The 16,345-nt window shown below is 64.4% G+C and carries 17 protein-coding genes; 10 read left to right on the top strand and 7 right to left on the bottom strand.

The annotated features are described in order from the left end of the window. Positions 1-5: 5 nt before the first annotated feature. The 3 genes from ACYVNQ_RS15770 to ACYVNQ_RS15780 all read right to left on the bottom strand — a co-directional run bounded on the left by ACYVNQ_RS15770 (position 6) and on the right by ACYVNQ_RS15780 (position 3,576). The gene (locus ACYVNQ_RS15770) at positions 6-1,202 is read right to left on the bottom strand and encodes an alpha-hydroxy acid oxidase (protein ID WP_460903433.1); all 1,197 of its coding nucleotides are present in this window, start codon (positions 1,200-1,202) and stop codon (positions 6-8) included. Between the two features lie 67 nt (positions 1,203-1,269). Beyond that, complete coding sequence (locus ACYVNQ_RS15775; RefSeq protein ID WP_460903600.1) at positions 1,270-2,583, bottom strand: MFS transporter; 1,314 nt, start codon at positions 2,581-2,583, stop codon at positions 1,270-1,272. A gap of 252 nt (positions 2,584-2,835) precedes the next feature. After that, complete coding sequence (locus tag ACYVNQ_RS15780) at positions 2,836-3,576, bottom strand: SDR family NAD(P)-dependent oxidoreductase (RefSeq protein ID WP_460903434.1); 741 nt, start codon at positions 3,574-3,576, stop codon at positions 2,836-2,838. A 222-nt stretch (positions 3,577-3,798) separates the two neighbouring features. On the opposite strand from ACYVNQ_RS15780, the gene ACYVNQ_RS15785 reads away from it, so the two are divergent. After that, complete coding sequence (locus ACYVNQ_RS15785; RefSeq protein WP_460903435.1) at positions 3,799-4,884, top strand: DnaJ C-terminal domain-containing protein; 1,086 nt, start codon at positions 3,799-3,801, stop codon at positions 4,882-4,884. Positions 4,885-4,932: 48 nt separating this feature from the next. On the opposite strand, the gene ACYVNQ_RS15790 is transcribed toward ACYVNQ_RS15785, so the two are convergent. Continuing rightward, positions 4,933-5,481, bottom strand: a complete 549-nt coding sequence (locus ACYVNQ_RS15790; protein WP_460903436.1) for a DUF3280 domain-containing protein — start codon at positions 5,479-5,481, stop codon at positions 4,933-4,935. 247 nt (positions 5,482-5,728) lie between these two features. On the opposite strand from ACYVNQ_RS15790, the gene ACYVNQ_RS15795 reads away from it, so the two are divergent. Both ACYVNQ_RS15795 and ACYVNQ_RS15800 read left to right on the top strand, forming a co-directional pair. Continuing rightward, on the top strand, positions 5,729-6,271 hold the full coding sequence (locus ACYVNQ_RS15795; RefSeq protein WP_460903437.1) for an ankyrin repeat domain-containing protein: 543 nt from the start codon (positions 5,729-5,731) through the stop codon (positions 6,269-6,271). A gap of 152 nt (positions 6,272-6,423) precedes the next feature. Next, positions 6,424-6,978: a carboxymuconolactone decarboxylase family protein gene (locus ACYVNQ_RS15800; RefSeq protein WP_460903438.1), complete on the top strand. Its 555-nt coding sequence runs from the start codon at positions 6,424-6,426 to the stop codon at positions 6,976-6,978. A 57-nt stretch (positions 6,979-7,035) separates the two neighbouring features. Here the strand turns inward: ACYVNQ_RS15800 and ACYVNQ_RS15805 are convergent, their stop codons facing one another. Together ACYVNQ_RS15805 and ACYVNQ_RS15810 are read right to left on the bottom strand one after the other, a co-directional pair. After that, positions 7,036-8,109 (bottom strand): DUF6765 family protein, encoded by a 1,074-nt coding sequence (locus ACYVNQ_RS15805; protein WP_460903439.1) that lies wholly within the window; start codon positions 8,107-8,109, stop codon positions 7,036-7,038. A 238-nt stretch (positions 8,110-8,347) separates the two neighbouring features. After that, complete coding sequence (locus tag ACYVNQ_RS15810; protein WP_460903601.1) at positions 8,348-8,479, bottom strand: alpha/beta hydrolase fold domain-containing protein; 132 nt, start codon at positions 8,477-8,479, stop codon at positions 8,348-8,350. A 120-nt stretch (positions 8,480-8,599) separates the two neighbouring features. Here ACYVNQ_RS15810 and ACYVNQ_RS15815 point away from each other — a divergent pair, with 120 nt between their 5' ends. Continuing rightward, positions 8,600-8,971: a DUF4148 domain-containing protein gene (locus ACYVNQ_RS15815; RefSeq protein WP_460903440.1), complete on the top strand. Its 372-nt coding sequence runs from the start codon at positions 8,600-8,602 to the stop codon at positions 8,969-8,971. Positions 8,972-9,084: 113 nt separating this feature from the next. Beyond that, positions 9,085-9,576, top strand: coding sequence for a YkgB family protein (locus tag ACYVNQ_RS15820; protein WP_460903441.1), 492 nt, complete (start codon positions 9,085-9,087; stop codon positions 9,574-9,576). Positions 9,577-9,669: 93 nt separating this feature from the next. On the opposite strand, the gene ACYVNQ_RS15825 is transcribed toward ACYVNQ_RS15820, so the two are convergent. Continuing rightward, a complete protein-coding gene (locus tag ACYVNQ_RS15825; RefSeq protein ID WP_460903442.1) occupies positions 9,670-10,992 on the bottom strand; it encodes a TIGR00366 family protein in 1,323 nt (440 codons plus the stop codon). Positions 10,993-11,264: 272 nt separating this feature from the next. On the opposite strand from ACYVNQ_RS15825, the gene cuyB reads away from it, so the two are divergent. From cuyB to ACYVNQ_RS15850, 5 genes are all read left to right on the top strand, one after another. Beyond that, positions 11,265-12,080: a cysteate racemase gene (gene cuyB, locus ACYVNQ_RS15830; RefSeq protein WP_460903443.1), complete on the top strand. Its 816-nt coding sequence runs from the start codon at positions 11,265-11,267 to the stop codon at positions 12,078-12,080. Between the two features lie 191 nt (positions 12,081-12,271). Beyond that, a complete protein-coding gene (locus ACYVNQ_RS15835; RefSeq protein ID WP_460903444.1) occupies positions 12,272-13,600 on the top strand; it encodes a dicarboxylate/amino acid:cation symporter in 1,329 nt (442 codons plus the stop codon). Positions 13,601-13,893: 293 nt separating this feature from the next. Beyond that, positions 13,894-14,547 carry an NADPH-dependent FMN reductase gene (locus tag ACYVNQ_RS15840; protein ID WP_460903445.1) on the top strand — a complete coding sequence of 218 codons (654 nt, stop codon included), beginning with the start codon at positions 13,894-13,896 and terminating at the stop codon, positions 14,545-14,547. Between the two features lie 510 nt (positions 14,548-15,057). Beyond that, positions 15,058-15,273 carry a transcriptional regulator gene (locus tag ACYVNQ_RS15845; RefSeq protein WP_460903446.1) on the top strand — a complete coding sequence of 72 codons (216 nt, stop codon included), beginning with the start codon at positions 15,058-15,060 and terminating at the stop codon, positions 15,271-15,273. 155 nt (positions 15,274-15,428) lie between these two features. Next, complete coding sequence (locus ACYVNQ_RS15850) at positions 15,429-16,325, top strand: ferritin-like domain-containing protein (protein WP_460903447.1); 897 nt, start codon at positions 15,429-15,431, stop codon at positions 16,323-16,325. Positions 16,326-16,345 lie beyond the last annotated feature (20 nt).

Consider the following 16,345-nt stretch of genomic DNA (forward strand, 5'->3'; position numbering starts at 1 on the left):
CGCGCTCAGGCTGCCGCATGCACGGCTGCCTGCACCGCTGCATCTCGCACGGCCGCGCGAAAACCGCCGTCGACTAGCGCACGGCCATCGACGTTGCGTACGTCGGTGATACCGCATAACGCCATCGTCATGTCCAGTTCGCTGCGGATGATTTCGAGCGCACGCGTGACGCCCGCCTCGCCGGCCGCTCCCAGCCCGTACAGAAACGCGCGGCCGATGTAGACCGCATGCGCACCGCACGCAAGCGCTTTCAGCACATCCTGGCCGCTGCGAATGCCACTATCCATATGCAGCTCGATGTCGCCTTGCACCGCTTCGGCAATGCGCGGCAGCATCGAGATCGTCGACGGCGCGCCATCCAGCTGGCGCCCGCCATGGTTCGACACGATCAGCGCATCGACGCCGCAGCGCGAGGCGATGCGCGCATCTTCCGGATCGAGAATGCCCTTCAGGATCAGCTTGCCGCCCCAGTGCTTGCGCACCCACTCGATATCTTTCCACGTCAGCGTCGGGTCGAACTGGTTCTTCGCCCACTCGGCCATCGACGCGATGCCGTTCACGCCAGGCGCATGGCCGACGATATTGCCGAACGTGCGCCGCGAAGTGCGCAGCATGCCGGCGCACCATGCCGGGTAGCGCGCCAGATGCGCGAGATTGCGCAGCGTCAGCTTCGGCGGCGTCGACAGGCCGTTGCGCAGATCCTTGTGACGCTGCCCCTGAATCTGCAGGTCGAGCGTCAGCACCAGTGCCGAGCAGCCGGCTTGATGCGCACGGCGAATCAGGTCTGCGATAAACACGCGGTCTTTCATCATGTACAGCTGAAACCAGAACGGCTGCTGCGTGTGCGCCGCGACGTCTTCGATCGAGCAGACGCTGACCGTCGACAGCGTGAACGGCACGCCGAAGCGCGCCGCCGCGCGCGCCGCGAGAATCTCGCCGTCCGCATGCTGCATGCCGGCAATGCCGGTAGGCGCGAGTGCGACCGGCATCGACACGGGCTGCCCGATCATCGTCGTCGCCAGGTTGCGGCGGCTGAAATCGACGGCCACGCGCTGGCGGAATTTGAGCTGCGCGAAATCGTCGGAATTGGCACGGTAAGTCGACTCGCTCCACGAGCCCGCATCGACGTAGTCGTAGAACATCTTCGGCACGCGGCGCTTTGCATGCACGCGCAGTTCTTCGATGGTGGCGAAATGGGTCATCGTGGTCGGCTTGTGGTTGGATGGGCTGTTCGATCGCTGATGTGACGTGTGCAAGCCCGCATCGAATTCATGCGATGCCCGGCTCGAACTGCAACTGGCGCTTCGGCGCATGCACGCACAGCGCCACCAGCAGCGCACCGGCCAGCGCGATCGCACCGGTCAGCAGGAACGCGCTTCTGAAGTTGCCGGACCACTGCACCAGAAATCCGGTCAGCGCCGGTGCGACGATGCCTGCCAGATTCGCGATGAAATGCACGAAGCCGCCGATCGCGCCGACCCGATCTTTCTCAACTGTGTCGAGCACGATCGCAAAGTACGTGTTGTACGACGCGTACATAAAGAACACGCCGATCGCCATCAGCGTCACCGCGCTGGTCAGGTCCGTCACCGTGCCGGTTAGCGCGATGTATACGGCGCCGGCGCCGAGGCTGCCGATCAGCACCACCTTGCGCGCGAAGATCGCGCGCCCTGTCTTGCGGAACAGCCAGTCGCACACGAGGCCGCCGATTACAAGCCCGGTCGCGCCGACCGCCCACGGAATCACGCTGACTATCGCCATCTTCTGGATGCTCAGGTGATGCGCGGTAGTCAGATAGGTCGGAAACCACGACAGGAAAAAGTACAGGATGTACGCGTAGCCGAAGAACGCAAACGCGGTCGCAAGAATCGCGGGGCGCAGCAGATAGTCGCGCAGCGGCGCTGCGGGTGTGTTGACGCGTGTGTCCGCTGCTGCGATCGCAGCGATCGCCGATGGCACCGCTTGTGCACCGCCGTGCGCGCCGCGTGCATCGGTAGCGCCGTCAGTGTCGGGCGCTACGGTGGGCTTATCCCTCGCGAGCATCAGCCATGCGACCACCCACAACACGCCGACTGCCGAGATGATCACGAACGACAGGCGCCAGCCCGCGCCGAGCGCAATGAAACCCACCACCGGCCCCGCCAGCGCCGCGCCGAGCGACTGCCCGGAGTTCGCAATACCGATCGCGCTTGCCTGCTGCCGGCGCGGGAACCAGTTCGACACGAGCTTGTTGATGTTGGCGCAGAACGGCCCCTCGCCCATGCCGAAGATCACGCGCACCACCAGCAGGCTCGCAATGCCGACGGTTGTCGCAGTCAAACCGCAAAACAGCGACCACACCAGCATCGATACGGTCAGCACCCGCCTTGGGCCAAAACGGTCCGCGCAATAACCGCCGACGAAACAGAACAGCGCATAGCCGACGAAGAAGCTGCTGAACACGATGCCCAGTTGCGCCGGATCCAGATGCAATTCCTTTACGATCAACGGCGCGGTAATCGACAGCGCCGCGCGATCCAGATAACTGATCGCCCCACCGACGAACAGCAGCCACACCAGCGTCCAGCGTGTGCGTGTCTCCATCTGCATGGATGTCTCCTTTTTTTGACTGCTGCTGCGTCGGATGCGAGGAGGCAAGGAGACAAGCGGGCGTGGAGCGCCACGTTCGCAGTTGCCTGGCCCACAAAACGTTCAATGCATCCAATGTACATTGAGCGTAGTGACGTGAGACGACGGTGTCAACTGCGGTGTGGGTAGGTGTTAACCTTGATGAGCAAACCTGATGAGTTCGCTGATGAGCTCATTCAGGCAGCGGCTCGATGGCGCGATTGCGGTTCAGCTGCTCATGTACCACCCGCCGTTCACGTTGATGGTCTGCCCGTTCATATAGCCGTTGTTCGCGAGCAGCACGGCCACTTGCGCCACTTCGTCCGCGGTGCCGAAGCGGCCCACGGGAATCACGTCGCGTTTAATGTTCGGATTGCCGGCGATCATGTCAGTCTCGATCAACGCGGGGGCGATCGTGTTCGACGTCACGCCCGTTTTGGCGAGCAGCATCGCATAGCCATGCGCGAGCCCGATCATGCCGGCCTTCGAAGCCGCGTAGTGCGGCCCGACCACACCGCCCAGCTGCGCCGCAACCGACGACACCATGATCAGCCGCCCCCAGCCGCGCGTCACCATGTCCGGCGCGAGCGCCTGCGTGACGAGAAACGCTGAAGTCAGGTTAGTGCCTAGCGTCGCGTTCCAGTCGTCGATGTCGAGCTGCTGCCACGGCCTGGGTGTCGCGACACCGGCATTGTTGACAAGGATGTCAATCTGGCCGAGCGCGCTGCGCGCCGCGTCGATCATCCGCGCGATACTCGCTGCGTCGCGCAGGTCAGCCTGAAGCGCGACTGCGCGGCCGCCGTCCGCTTCGATCTGTGCGACCGTTTCGCGCGCTGTTGTTTCGCTCTCGCGGTAAGTGAGCGCGACCTGCACGCCGAGTTTCGCGTAGGCCAGCGCGATCGCGCGGCCGATGCCTCTGCTGCCGCCGGTGATGAGCGCGCGCTTTGCTGCGAGTGGTTGTTGCGTCATTGCAAGCCTCCTTTCAGGATGTCGAACACGATGTGCATGATGCGCCGGACTAGCGGTGAGAAACCGCGCGCACGGCCAGGTTCCCCACCGCATCGCAGATCGGCGCACGGCGCCTGACGACGCTTCACGCAAACTCGCAGGTCCTGAAGAGCCACCGCCGCCCCTACCATCGCGCGCATGGCTTGATAGACTGGCGGCTTGAAAAAACGATGGAAACAATGCGTGAGCATCGGTGAATATTACAAGCGGCTCGAACTACCTGAAACCGCATCGCCCGACGAGATCAAGCGCGCCTATCGCCGCCTGAGGGCGAAATATCATCCCGATCTCAACAAGGGCCGGGAGGCGAGCGTCGAACCGGTCTTCAAGCGTATCCAGGAAGCATTCGAAATCCTCACGGGCGCGCGCGCCGCAGCGCCAGACGCAGCGGCAGCAGCGGCCGCTGCGCGAGGCCATGCCCGGCCCGCGACGACGCGGCAAACACATGCTCAATCGCAGCACCATGCACAAGCCCAGCCGCGCGAAGCGCATACGGCTAAAGCATGGGCAGCCGCAGGCCGCTGGCGCGCGTACGAAGACGGCGAGCGCCGCATCCCGACACGCGGCGCGAACCGGCACGACAAGCTGTACGTGCCACTCGAAGCCGCGCTGAACGGCGGCAACGTGCCGAGCAGTTACCAGATAACTGTTGCGTGCCGTCTATGCGGCGGCGCAAGCGCGCGCTGGCAGGCTGGGCATTGCGAGGCTTGTGACGGACAAGGCCGTGCAGCGGACGACACGCGCTGCGCAACCTGTGCAGGCAGCGGGCGCACGAGCCGCATCCGCTGTACTGCATGTCAAGGCAATGGCATCGAGAGCTACTGGCACACCGACACTGTCGCGGTGCCGCGCGGCGCATGGGACGGCCAGCGGCTCGGCATCGCCGGCGGCGGTTACCCCGGAACGCATGGAGGCGTTGCCGGCGATGCGATTCTGTCCGTTGTGATCGTGTGCGGTGCCGATTTTCAGCGCGACGGTTTGCATCTGAGCGGTTCGCTGCAGATCGATTTCGTCACCGCGACCCTTGGCGGTCCGTTCGCCGCTCACGTACTCGGCCGCGATCTGCTGATCGACGTACCGCCGCATTGCGCACAAGGCAGCGTGATCAGGCTGCCCGCTCATGGGCTCTCCGATGCAGCGGGCACGCAGGGCGAGCTAAGGCTGCACGTGACGCTCGCGATGCCGCCGCAAGCGGCGCAGTTGACCGATGACGAGCGTGCGCAGTTGCGCCAGATGTTTGCAAATGCCGCAGCGCGCCGCGGGGCGTAGCTGGCGTCATTCAACTGCCGCGATACTGGTGTGCCGCACTCTTGCACGCTAAGGCGCGCCGCTCCCCGCCGCGAGCAGATCGACCAGCGCCGTCGCGCCGCGCTGCCACGCGATATCGGTATTGCCGCGGATATCGACCGAACGTTGAAACACAATCTGCCCGGACTTCACGGCTTCGATTCGCAGATTGATATTGATGATCAGATTGCTGATCTTCTGCACCCAGCACACGCCGACCTTATCGACGCCCAGTTGGCGACCGATTTCGCGCTCGCAGCCGTTGCACGCGTGCAGATTCTGCGAAGCCTCGAAGCCGGCAATCAGCGCGTGCGCCGGCGCATTGTCGGCAACGCGATACAGCGCGCGTTCGCGCAGTTGCGCGCGCAACGTATCGCTGATCATCGCGGCGCGCGCCAGCTGCGCGCGGGTGAGCTCGGCATCGTTGTACTCGGCGTTGTCGTCGAGCAACGCGCAGTTCAGCAGCGCGATCGATTGCGACGGCGCGGCAGCGGCCGGAGTCGAGCTCGAGATCAACGCGAGCGCGCCTCCAGATACGCATGCAAACGCCAGGGCCAGCGCCGTAAAACTGCCACGCACGGCGCCGCGCAACCTCGTGCTCGCGCACGTCACAGCCTTTCTCGCTAGAGCATCGCATCGCGCAAGCATCATCACAGCGACTCCTTCGGCATGAACCCGCATTTAGCCTCGCCTCATCGCGCGACGTCAACCGATCCGCGCTATCCTTGGCGGATGCGCGCCGCGACGCTGGTGCAAACCGCGCGCGGCAGAGGCCATCGCGGCCGGCCGCACGCCGACGTGCGGCGCCCCACTCCGAGGAACCGTTATGACCGACAGCCCGAATTCCCCGCCATCGCAACAGCCCGACGAACCGATGGATCCGCAGTTGATCGAACTGGCGCACGAGGTGTTCGAACTCGCGCGGCGCGGCGATGCATCGATGCTCGCCGCCGTGATCGACAAAGGCGTGCCGCCGAATCTGCGCAACGACAAGGGTGACACGCTCGTGATGCTCGCGAGCTACTACGGCCATGAAGATGCGGTGCGCACACTGCTCGAGCGCGGCGCAGATCCGGACATCCGCAACAACAACGGCCAGACGCCGATCGCCGGCGCTGCGTTCAAAGGCTTCATGCCGATCATCGCGATCCTGCTCGACCACGGCGCGGACGTCGAAGGCGCCTCGCCCGATGGACGCACGGCGCTGATGGTCGCCGCGATGTTCAACCGCACCGATATCGTCGACCTGCTGATCGCGCGCGGCGCGAATCCGCAGGCGCGCGATGCGGGCGGCAATTCGGCCGCCGATGCTGCCGCACGGATGGGCGCTGCCGACACCGCAGCGCAATTGTCGAAGCCGCACAACTGACGACACGATCGTCGCACGGCTGGCCGATGCGATCGACGGCGCGCCGGTCGCTTTGCCAACCCGGCAGGCGGTCGCCTCGCGCCCGATCGTTGGCCGCCACGAGCCAGTGGCGCCATGACGCGTGCGCCCTTCTCCCCGAAGAAAACCCGACCATGAACGACCGACTCCCCGTTTTCCACGCCGAAACCGCCAGTACCGAACAGAGGGCCGTGCTCGACGAAATTCTCAGCGGCCCGCGCGGCAATCTGAACGGCCCGTTCCTCGGCTGGATCTTCAGCCCTGAATTTGCTCAGCACGCGCAGCGTCTGGGCGCCTTCTGCCGTTATCAGACCGGCTTGCCGCTGCGTCTGTCGGAACTGGCGATTCTCGTCACCGCCGCGCGCTGGCAGGCCCAGGCCGAATGGCACATCCACTGCCCGATCGCGCTCGATGCAGGCCTGCCGGCCGAGCTCGCCGAAGCGATCCGCACCGGCAGCCAGCCGGTGTTCACGGACGCCAACGATCAGCTGATTCATGCCTTCGCCACCGAACTGTACGAAACGAAGCGCGTGTCAGACGCGACTTACCAGCAAGCGGTCGAGCGCTTCGGTCATACGGTCGTGATCAATCTGGTCGGGCTGCTCGGCTACTACACGCTGGTCGCGATGACACTGAACGTGTTCAACATGCGCGCGCAAGGCCAGAACGAGCTGCCATTCGCGGAGTAGGAAGCGGTAGGCGGACGGTAGGCACCCCGCCGCCGAAGCGGCGCGGGTAGCGCCGGTTCACGCAAGCCGCAGGCCGTGAGCCGGCAGAATTTCCTGCACCACCGCGAAACGATGTTCTTTGACAGCATCGTGAAACTTGCGATAGTCGCTGTCTTCGAACGCAGGTGTCCATTGCGGCTGGCGGCGGCCATCGTCGGCTACGCGAATACCGGTCGCGAGGTGCTTCCACGAGCCTTCGCCTTTCGCGACATAGGCCGGAACATGCGCCTTCACGCCGGGAATCGCGCCCGCAGCAACCGAGTCGCAGATCACGTTCAACCGTTGCATCTCATCCATGCTGCGATTCGATTCCAGCAGTTGATGCAACGCGATTTTCGCGTCGGTGGGCAGCCCGGGCTGATTCACGAAATCGTCGGTATCGGCGCAAAAGGCGCGCACGACGCGGCAGGCCATGTCGGCAGCCTCGATGAATTGCGGCAGGTTTTCTCGCTCGATGCGCTCGTCCTTGCCGTTCACGTAATGCCACTTCACCCACGGCAGATCCGGGTACGAAAGCGCCGCACCATGCCCGAGCGGCAGCGTATGCGTCAGCACGCGCGTCGCCACATCGTCGGCCAGATGCTCGGCCAATTGCACGATGCGCGCGAGCCACTGCGCGCGCGTGCAGTTTTCCGCTTCCAGATGCGTGACGCGGTTGTAGTCGGATTCGATGCCGGCGAAGCCCTGATGCGCCCACGTATCGACATAGGTGTGCAGCGTCACCCCAAGGCGATGCAGCGCGTTGCCCGTATTGCGGCGCTGCAGCGCGTGCCTGACCAGATCGCGCGCCACCTCGCTATCGGGCCGGCACACGGCGCGCTGTTCGAGCGTATCGCCCTTGCCTGCGGGCAGAAAATGGAACGGCGTCCAGACCAGACGGTTTAGATCGTCATCCATGTTGTGGTAGTCGAACAGCTTGTGCGCCGACGCGAAACGATCGAACAGTTCGCCGCCGGCGAACTGCAGCAGCCCGGGCGTGGTCGCGTCGTCGATGTACTGGCACGCGTGCGCGACGGTCCGCGCATCCTGCGCGTCGAGCCCGCCGAGCCGCGCGACCACGTAGATCACGCCGTAGTGGAAATCGATGTTCACAATGGTCTCCTGATTATCTGCAGCGGGCGCGCCGCTACAGTCGCAGCCGTATGGTTCGCATGGTACGCCGCGCTTGCGCCGTGTGGTGTGCGGCCGCACCCGCCCCGCTTTTTCCCGTCTTGTTCCCGTCTTTTCCCCGCTTCTTCCTGAAAGTCGAATGAGCCACGCCGGCTTTCAACTCACGCTCTCAAATGGGCAGCCAGGCCACAACGGGAAGCAACCGTGAGTCAATAAAGAGTCAATTAAAAGTCAGATAACACGTTGCTTCGGCTTCGTTTGCGGCCGGATAAGGATGCGCCGGCGCCAAACGATACCAGCTTGAAATGACAACGCAATGCACGCGCTTCGTAAGCGCGCGCCCCGGCTGCACGCGGGCCGTGAGCCGATCGAGCAATTTGATGAGCCGTGCCGCGATTCACGCACGAGGCGCGAAAACCTAAAGTTCAGTCCATGCCGTCGCAGACGGAAACTCTCTCAAAGGTAGGCCATCATGAAACGTCTCAACCGCGCTCTGATCGTTGCTTCGCTCGCTCTTACGCCGTTCGTCGGCCATGCCGTGCACGCGGCCGAACTTACCCGTGCGCAAGTGCGCGCGCAGTTGATCGAAGCCGAACAGAACGGCACATACCACACCAGCAAGACGCACTACCCGGACGCCACGCCCGACCTTGCTGCCACGTACGTTGCGAACAAGGCTGTCGAGCACGGCGCCGCGGCGACTGCGTATGGCCCCGCTACCGCAGGCAGCTCCGATGCCGGTGCCGGTACACGTGGCGGCGCCAGCGCCGGCACCGGTGCCGCGAACAGGCGTGCCGGCGCGGTACTTCAGCCACAGTTCGGCGACCTGTATCGCGGCCACTAATCAGCAACCCTCACCCTCGACCAGCAAACAGACAACACCGTTCGCCCAGCCCAACCCGCGAGCCGTACCGCGGATTGCGCTGCGCGACGGGCTTCGTCTCACAAGGAACGACCATGGACATTCTGACCAACACCCTGGGCCGCTCGGGCCTCCTCAAGCAAGACCTCGACTATCACATCGTGCGTGCATCGATGGTGCTGATCTTCGCGTTCTTCGGCTATCAAAAGTGGTTCGAGTACGAGGCGCAAGTGCTGATTCCGTACATCAGTCACGGCCCGCTGATTTTCTGGCTGTATCCGTTGTTCGGCATTCGCGGCGCGAGCTGGTTTCTCGGCGTATCCGAGTGGCTGTTCGGCACGCTGATCTTCATCGGCTTCTGGAACAAACGCATCGGCGTGCTGGGCGCGCTCGGTTCGGTCGCGACCTTCGTCGGCACCGTAACGATCATTCCGTTCATGCCCGGCGGCTGGGCAGCATCGGCGGGCGGTTTTCCGGCGATGGCAGGCAACGTGCCGTTCCTGATGAAGGACGTCGTGCTGCTGGCGGTATCGATCTATCTGCTGAAGGAGGATGTGGCGCGAGTGCTTGCGCAAAAGCGCCAGTAAGCAGCGGCAGGTAGCAACGCGTGCGGCGCCGCGACGCCGCAGTATCGAGGGCAGCGCGATCCCGCGCCTGCCCTCGATGTGTTTGTGCAAGCGTCAGAACAGGTACATGCCCGCCACGAACACGACGCCTGAGAACAGCAGCGCCGTTACGCAATAGCCCATGATGTCGCGCACGCCGAGCCCGGCAATGGCCAGCGCCGGCAGCGCCCAGAACGGCTGCGCCATATTGGTCCACGCTTCGCCGTACGCAATCGCCATCGCCGATTTGCCGAGATCGGCGTGCAGTGCCTGCGCGGCCGGCATCACGAACGGCCCCTGCACGACCCAGTGGCCGCCGCCGCTCGGCACCGCGAAGTTGATCACCGCCGAACTCAGGAACGCGAGCAGCGGAAAGGTGTGCACGTTCGCGATATCGACGAACCATTTGGTAATCACACCGGCCAGCCCCGAGTGGTCCATCAACGCCTGGATGCCCGCATAAAACGGAAACTGGATCATGATGCCCGACGCGCCGCGCGCCGCCACGCCCACCGCACGTGCATACGCCATCGGCGTCTTGTGCAGCACCATGCCGGCCGCGAGGAACACGAGGTTCACGGTGTCGATATCGAGCACGAAGCCTTTCTGGATCGTGCGCACCACCAGGTAGCCGAAGCACACCACCGCCACCAGCAGCGCGAGCACGCGGCTTTCTTCGAGGCGCTCGGCCAGCGTCGCATTGGGCGGCAACTGGCGCTCGACGCTGGGCGGATCTTCGAGCAGTGCCGGGTCGACCGCGACGACGTCCTCGGGCTTCGGCATCATCAGGCGCGCGAGAATCGGCAGCATCACGATCAGGCCGATCGTGATGAACGCGTTATAGCCGGTGAAGATGGTGTGCGACACCGGGATCAGGCCAACCGTCTTTTCCATCGGGTTGCCCTTGGTGGCCGCAACCAGCGGCACCGAACCGGACAGGCCGCCGTGCCACGTCAGAAAGCCCATATAGGCGCTGGCCACCAGCAGCCGGTAGTCGGTGCCGCGCACGCGCCGCGCGACCTCGCGCGACAGCATCGCGCCAAGCACGAGGCCGAAGCCCCAGTTGATCGCGCAGGCCACCGCGCCGACGAACGCGACCAGCATCACGCCCTGTGCGGGCGTGCGCGCCGAGTTCGCCAGCGCGACCAGCAGCCGCTTGACCGGACCGGAACTCGCCAATGCATGCCCGGTGACGAGAATCATCGCCATCTGCATCGAGAACGCGAGCAGATTCCAGAAGCCCGCGCCCCACAGCGTGACGAGTTCGAGTGGCGGCTTGGGTGTCAGACCGAAAGCCAGCACGAAGGTGGCGATGGTCAGGAAGATCGCGAAGATCAGTGGATCGGGAAGAATACGGTGGACAACCTGGGTGAAAAACTGCGAGATGCGCTGAATCAATGTCTGCTCCTGAACGTCTTGGGTAATGCCGCAACCTTTCGTTTTTATTCACGGTTTGCGGTGAAGGGCAGGATTTTTGCATAAAACGGCCAGCTTTGCGTGGCGTGTGCCGTGTCCGGCGGATCAGCTCGCCTATGCATCGGGCACGTTTTACTACCTGTTTTGCGACGGTTTTGTTGCTGCCACGCCCGCAAACGCAAAAGCGGATTGGCAGAGTGCCGCGTTGAAAACTATTATCGACGCCATACGATTCCCACCAACCGCGAATCATCATGGGCCACGATGTAAAACCGGATGGACTCGTTATAGGCGTACTCGGCGGCATGGGGCCACAAGCCACCGCCGATTTTCTGGCGAAGCTGGTTACCGCCACACCGGTCGATCGCGAGCAGGACCATCTACGCGTGCAGATCGATTCGAACCCCAAGGTGCCGGACCGCAGCGATGCGATTGCCGGCCGCGGCCCGTCGCCCGGGCCGGTGCTCGCCGCGATGGCGGCCGCGCTCGAACGCGCGGGGGTCGATTTTCTGGTGATGCCGTGCAATACCGCACACGCATTCGAAGCGGAAATCCGCGCCGGGCTCGGCGTGCCGTTCGTCAGTATCGTCGCCGAGGCCGGCGCGGCGTGCCGTCGCAACTGGCCTGCCGCACGGCGCTACGGGCTGCTGGCAACCAGCGGCTGCATCGCCGCGCGGCTCTATCAAGACAACTTCGAAGACAACTTCGAAGCCAACCTCGAAGAAGCCTTTGAAGACAACCACGCAGCGCGTGTCCCGAGCGTGGTTACGCTGTCGCCTGCCGACCAGCAGCGCTTCATGGCACTGCTATACCGGATCAAGCTCGGCGATCAGTCGAACGCGGCGCGCGCCGCGATGCGCGGCTTCGGCAACGCATTGATCGACGCGGGCGCCGACGTGATCATCGCGGGCTGTACCGAGGTGCCGCTGGTACTCGGCGCGACCGAACTCGCACGGCCCGTGCTCGACACATCTGCCAATCTCGCACAGCGCTGCGTACGCTACGCGTTGGGCTTCGAGCCGCTGCCTGGGCACGCGCAGCCGTTCGCGATCGAAGTATCGAAGGCTTGATGCAGCACGCCGCCGCACCTGACGTGCAGGCGCGGCGCACGGAATTTTGTTCGCAGAAGATACGGAACCATCCGGGGACGATGCCGGGACGATGCCGGGACGACGCGGGGACGGCGCGGCCGATCCGCCGTAGTGCATCTGTAAGGCAATCGCCAACTCGCTACGCACGCAACAACACATAGGAGAACCGCGTGAAACGGAACAGACTGGGGCTGGCCATCGTCGTCGGCATGGTGGCCGGCATTGCCGCGGGCTACGTGTGCCATCAGGGCGCCGGGTCGCCCGCCGCGGCAAAAGCGCTCGCCGGCAACTTCTCGCTGATCACCGACATCTTTCTGCGGCTGATCAGGATGGTGATCGCGCCGCTGGTGTTCAGCGGCCTCGTGGCCGGGCTCGCATCGATGGGCGATGCGAAGGTGGTGGGCCGCGCCGGGCTAAAGGCGCTCGGCTGGTTTTTCTGCGCATCGCTGGTGTCGCTGCTGATCGGCATGCTGTTCGCGAACCTGTTCGATCTCGGCCACACGATGAACCTGCAGGTGCCCGCAGCCGGCAGTGCGGCTGGGGTCAGCACATCGGCTTTCAATCTGCACAACTTCATCACGCACATCGTACCGGCCAGCATCGTCGAGGCGATGGCGAACAACGAGATCCTGCCGATCCTCGTGTTCTCGGTGTTCTTCGGCATTGCGATGGGTGCGCTGAAAGACAGCTTGCCGCCCGCACTGTTCGCATCGATCGAAGGGCTCTTCACGATCATGCTGAAAATCACCGGCTACGTGATGTGGTTTGCGCCGCTCGGCGTGTTCGGCGCGGTGGCGGCGGTGATCACCGTGCAGGGGCTCGGCATGCTTGTCACCTATGGCAAGTTTATCGGCGCGGTGTATTTCAGCATGATGGTGTTGTGGTGTGTGCTGCTCGCTGCCGGCTACGGCGTGCTCGGCAAGCCGGTGTTCGCGCTGATGAAGCTGATTCGCGAGCCGATGCTGATCGCGTTCAGCACCGCGAGCAGCGAGGCCGCATATCCGAAAACCATCGAGCAGTTGACGCGCTTCGGCGTCAAGCCGCGCGTCAGCAACTTCGTGCTGCCGCTCGCGTACTCGTTCAATCTGGACGGCTCGATGATGTACCAGGCGTTTGCCGCGCTGTTTATCGCGCAGGCGTACAACATCCACCTGAGCTTCGGCCAGCAGTTCTGGATGCTGCTGGTGATGATGCTGACCAGCAAGGGCGTGGCCGGCGTACCGCGCGCGGCCATCGTGGTGATCGCGGCGACGCTGCCGCTATTCGGGCTGCCGGTGGAAGGCGTGGTGCTGCTGCTCGCAATCGATCAGTTCATCGACATGGGGCGCACGACTACCAATGTGGTCGGCAATAGCATCGCTTCGGCGGTGATCGCCAGATGGGAGAACGCACTGGAACCGTGGAGAGGCCACGCGTATCCGCTTCCTGCGGCGATGCCGGCGTTGCCCGATAACGATGATGACGGCGACGTCAGCGCCCTGCCGGCGGCGCAGCGGTAGCAACGAACGACGCCGTGGGCGCGTGAGCCCGTCCGCGGCCGCGCAGCCCGCGGGGGGCTCCACCCACCACCTCCAGCCGACGGCGTGCAGCCCCCCGGCCAGTGCCGCACAGCGCGTGGCGCCGCGCCCGGCTGACTGCAGACACCTGTTGTTCGGTATATCGTTAGAACGAAAAGTCGGTTCGCGTTGTGCGTATCGGTCTCTAAGATGACGTTTTGAGCCGGACCGTGGCAGCCGCCGTGCAGGTGACATGCTTTGCCGGGCTGAACGCTACCGAAGCAAGGAGTTTCCAGTTGACCCGTCCCGATTCAACCCGCCGGCCGTTCGTGGTCGGCATCGGCGGCACCACGCGCGCTGCTTCGTCGACCGAGCGCGCGTTGGCCCTCGCGCTTGCGGGCGCGCAACGCGCGGGTGCGCGCACCCGGCTGTTCGGCGGCGAATTCCTGCATCGTCTGCCGCACTACTCGCCGGAAAACGCGCAGCGTACCGTTGAGCAAGTCGAACTGATCGATGCAGTGCGCCGCGCCGACGCGGTCGTGATCGCCACGCCCGGCTATCACGGCGGCATCTCGGGCCTCGTGAAGAACGCGCTCGATACGCTCGAAGACCTGCGCGACGACACGCGCCCGTATCTCGACGGCCGCGCTGCCGGCTGCATCGTCACGGCCTATGGCTGGCAGGCGGCCGGTTCGGTGCTGAGTTCGTTGCGCTCGATCGTGCACGCGTTGCGCGGCTGGCCGACGCCGTTCGGTGCCGGCATCAACACGCTCGAGACGCGCTTCGATGGGCCGGATGGGTGTTCGGATCCGAAGGTGGCCGAGCAGCTCGCACTGGTTGGCCAGCAGGCCGCCGCGTTTGCGCTGGCGTTCGGCGCGCAGCGCGACGCTGCGCAGCCCGACGGTGCCGCGCAGGCTGGCGCAGCGAAGCTGTTTGCAATCGCGGAATAGCCCCACCCTCTAACAGCGGCCGCAGCGATATGGCGGCCGCGTATCACCCTCTGTCACCGCATCTGCGCGCCCTCTGCGCACACGCTGCGCAGCAGCGCGTTGTACCGTGCTCAACCATGCCTGCCTACCTGCGCCGCACGGCACCCCAGTTCGCCCAACCCCACACCGCTTCGCGGCAGACACCCGGCCATGATGCATAGCGCCTATGCGGCCGCCCGCACAGAACGCTCGCCCAAACCGTGTGCCAAACCACAGACGCGCCCCGTTCGACGACGGATAGTCGCCTCACGCAGCCAACGCATTCGCTTGCGTCGCAACGAATAACCGCCGCAGACCACGGTGATTTGCTTGTGACAAATGACTGGTTCACGCTCCGCGCGGCAACGCGTACGCTGAACTCAGTCCCGATGCGCTGACCGCACGACGCATGGCCTGGCCGCGGGGGACACCGGCCGCCACGCGGCCTCAGGCGCCGGACCGACAAGCACATTGGCATTGCAGAAGACTCACATGACCCGACTGATCCGCTACAAGGGCTACCAGGTGGCCCCGGCCGCGCAGCGCCTGCCAAACGGGCTGTTCGCGGCCAACCTGACCATCGAGAAGACCACCGCGCAGACCGGCCGGGCCTATTCGTTCGACGCGCTCGACTACTTCTTCGACGAAGAACACGCGCTTGCCTATGCTTTCAGTTGGGGGCAATTGTGGATCGACCATCATCAGTGAACCACGTATAAAGCCGGCTTTCGGCCTGTAAGAACGCGCCTCCCGGCGCCCGCGCCAACCCTCCGCACGCAAGCCCCGCAAGGCTTTGCAAGCGCCATACCCGCAGATTGTGACAAAATAAGCGCCAACTTGCTCGACGCTTTCAACACTCTGCCATGTCCGACACCTTGACAGACACCGCCGGCGACCATGCGCTGCGCAACTGGACCTTTCGCGGCCACGCTCGCACGCCGATCGGCTCCGAAGCTCACAAGCAGATGTTTTGCCGCATGCTGCTCGAGACACACAACCCATACAAGCCCGCCGTCATCGATTGGCCCCAGCTGCCCGCCGATGCCTTGAAGCGCCTCACCTCGCTGCCGATCTGGGACATCGCCGTGCAGACCGAAGGCCGCGCGTGGATCCGCGTGTCGACCTACGCGGCCACCCTCGCGGACCCGCTGCTGCGCGAAGCGATCGAAATGGACGCGGCCGAAGAAGCACGCCACAAGCACGTGCTGTCGCGCCTCGTCGCCGCATACGGCATCGAACTCGCGCCCGAGCCCAGCTATCCGGCGCCGCGCGACCCCGAATGGGCGTGGATGTTCACCGGGTACAGCGAATGCATCGACAGTTTCTTTGCGTTCGGCCTGTTCCGTTCCGCGCAGCTGTCGGGCTACTTTCCCGAAGAGCTGGTCGAAACCTTCGAGCCGGTGATCCAGGAAGAAGCACGTCATATCCTGTTCTTCATCAACTGGGTGGCGTGGTACCGGCGCACCATGCCGTGGTGGCGTCGGCCGTGGCACTCGCTGCGGGTCGGCGCGATCTGGGTCAAACTGGTGCTGGACCGCATCGGCATCGCGCAGGGCATCGACAAGAACGGCGTGGTGCACGATTCGAACTTCCTCGCCGCCAACAGCGCGTCGATCGGCGCAGCGCTCAGCGCGCGACAACTGTTCGAACTGTGTCTCGCCGAAAACGAACGGCGCATGAGCGGTTACGATGCGAGACTGTTGCGTCCCGTTGCAATGCCGCGCCTCGTGCGCCTCGCATTGCGCTTCATGAGAAAGTAAGCGGCGCACCCATGCGCTGA

It is taken from the genome of Paraburkholderia jirisanensis (genome assembly GCF_054782355.1).

Bases quoted from the DNA above. Each gene is read 5' to 3' on its own strand.
- ACYVNQ_RS15770 (WP_460903433.1), bottom strand. From the start codon at position 1,202: ATGACCCATTTCGCCACCATCGAAGAACTGCGCGTGCATGCAAAGCGC.
- ACYVNQ_RS15775 (WP_460903600.1), bottom strand. From the start codon at position 2,583: ATGGAGACACGCACACGCTGGACGCTGGTGTGGCTGCTGTTCGTCGGT.
- ACYVNQ_RS15780 (WP_460903434.1), bottom strand. From the start codon at position 3,576: ATGACGCAACAACCACTCGCAGCAAAGCGCGCGCTCATCACCGGCGGC.
- ACYVNQ_RS15795 (WP_460903437.1), top strand. From the start codon at position 5,729: ATGACCGACAGCCCGAATTCCCCGCCATCGCAACAGCCCGACGAACCG.
- ACYVNQ_RS15800 (WP_460903438.1), top strand. From the start codon at position 6,424: ATGAACGACCGACTCCCCGTTTTCCACGCCGAAACCGCCAGTACCGAA.
- ACYVNQ_RS15815 (WP_460903440.1), top strand. From the start codon at position 8,600: ATGAAACGTCTCAACCGCGCTCTGATCGTTGCTTCGCTCGCTCTTACG.
- ACYVNQ_RS15820 (WP_460903441.1), top strand. From the start codon at position 9,085: ATGGACATTCTGACCAACACCCTGGGCCGCTCGGGCCTCCTCAAGCAA.
- cuyB (WP_460903443.1), top strand. From the start codon at position 11,265: ATGGGCCACGATGTAAAACCGGATGGACTCGTTATAGGCGTACTCGGC.
- ACYVNQ_RS15845 (WP_460903446.1), top strand. From the start codon at position 15,058: ATGACCCGACTGATCCGCTACAAGGGCTACCAGGTGGCCCCGGCCGCG.
- ACYVNQ_RS15850 (WP_460903447.1), top strand. From the start codon at position 15,429: ATGTCCGACACCTTGACAGACACCGCCGGCGACCATGCGCTGCGCAAC.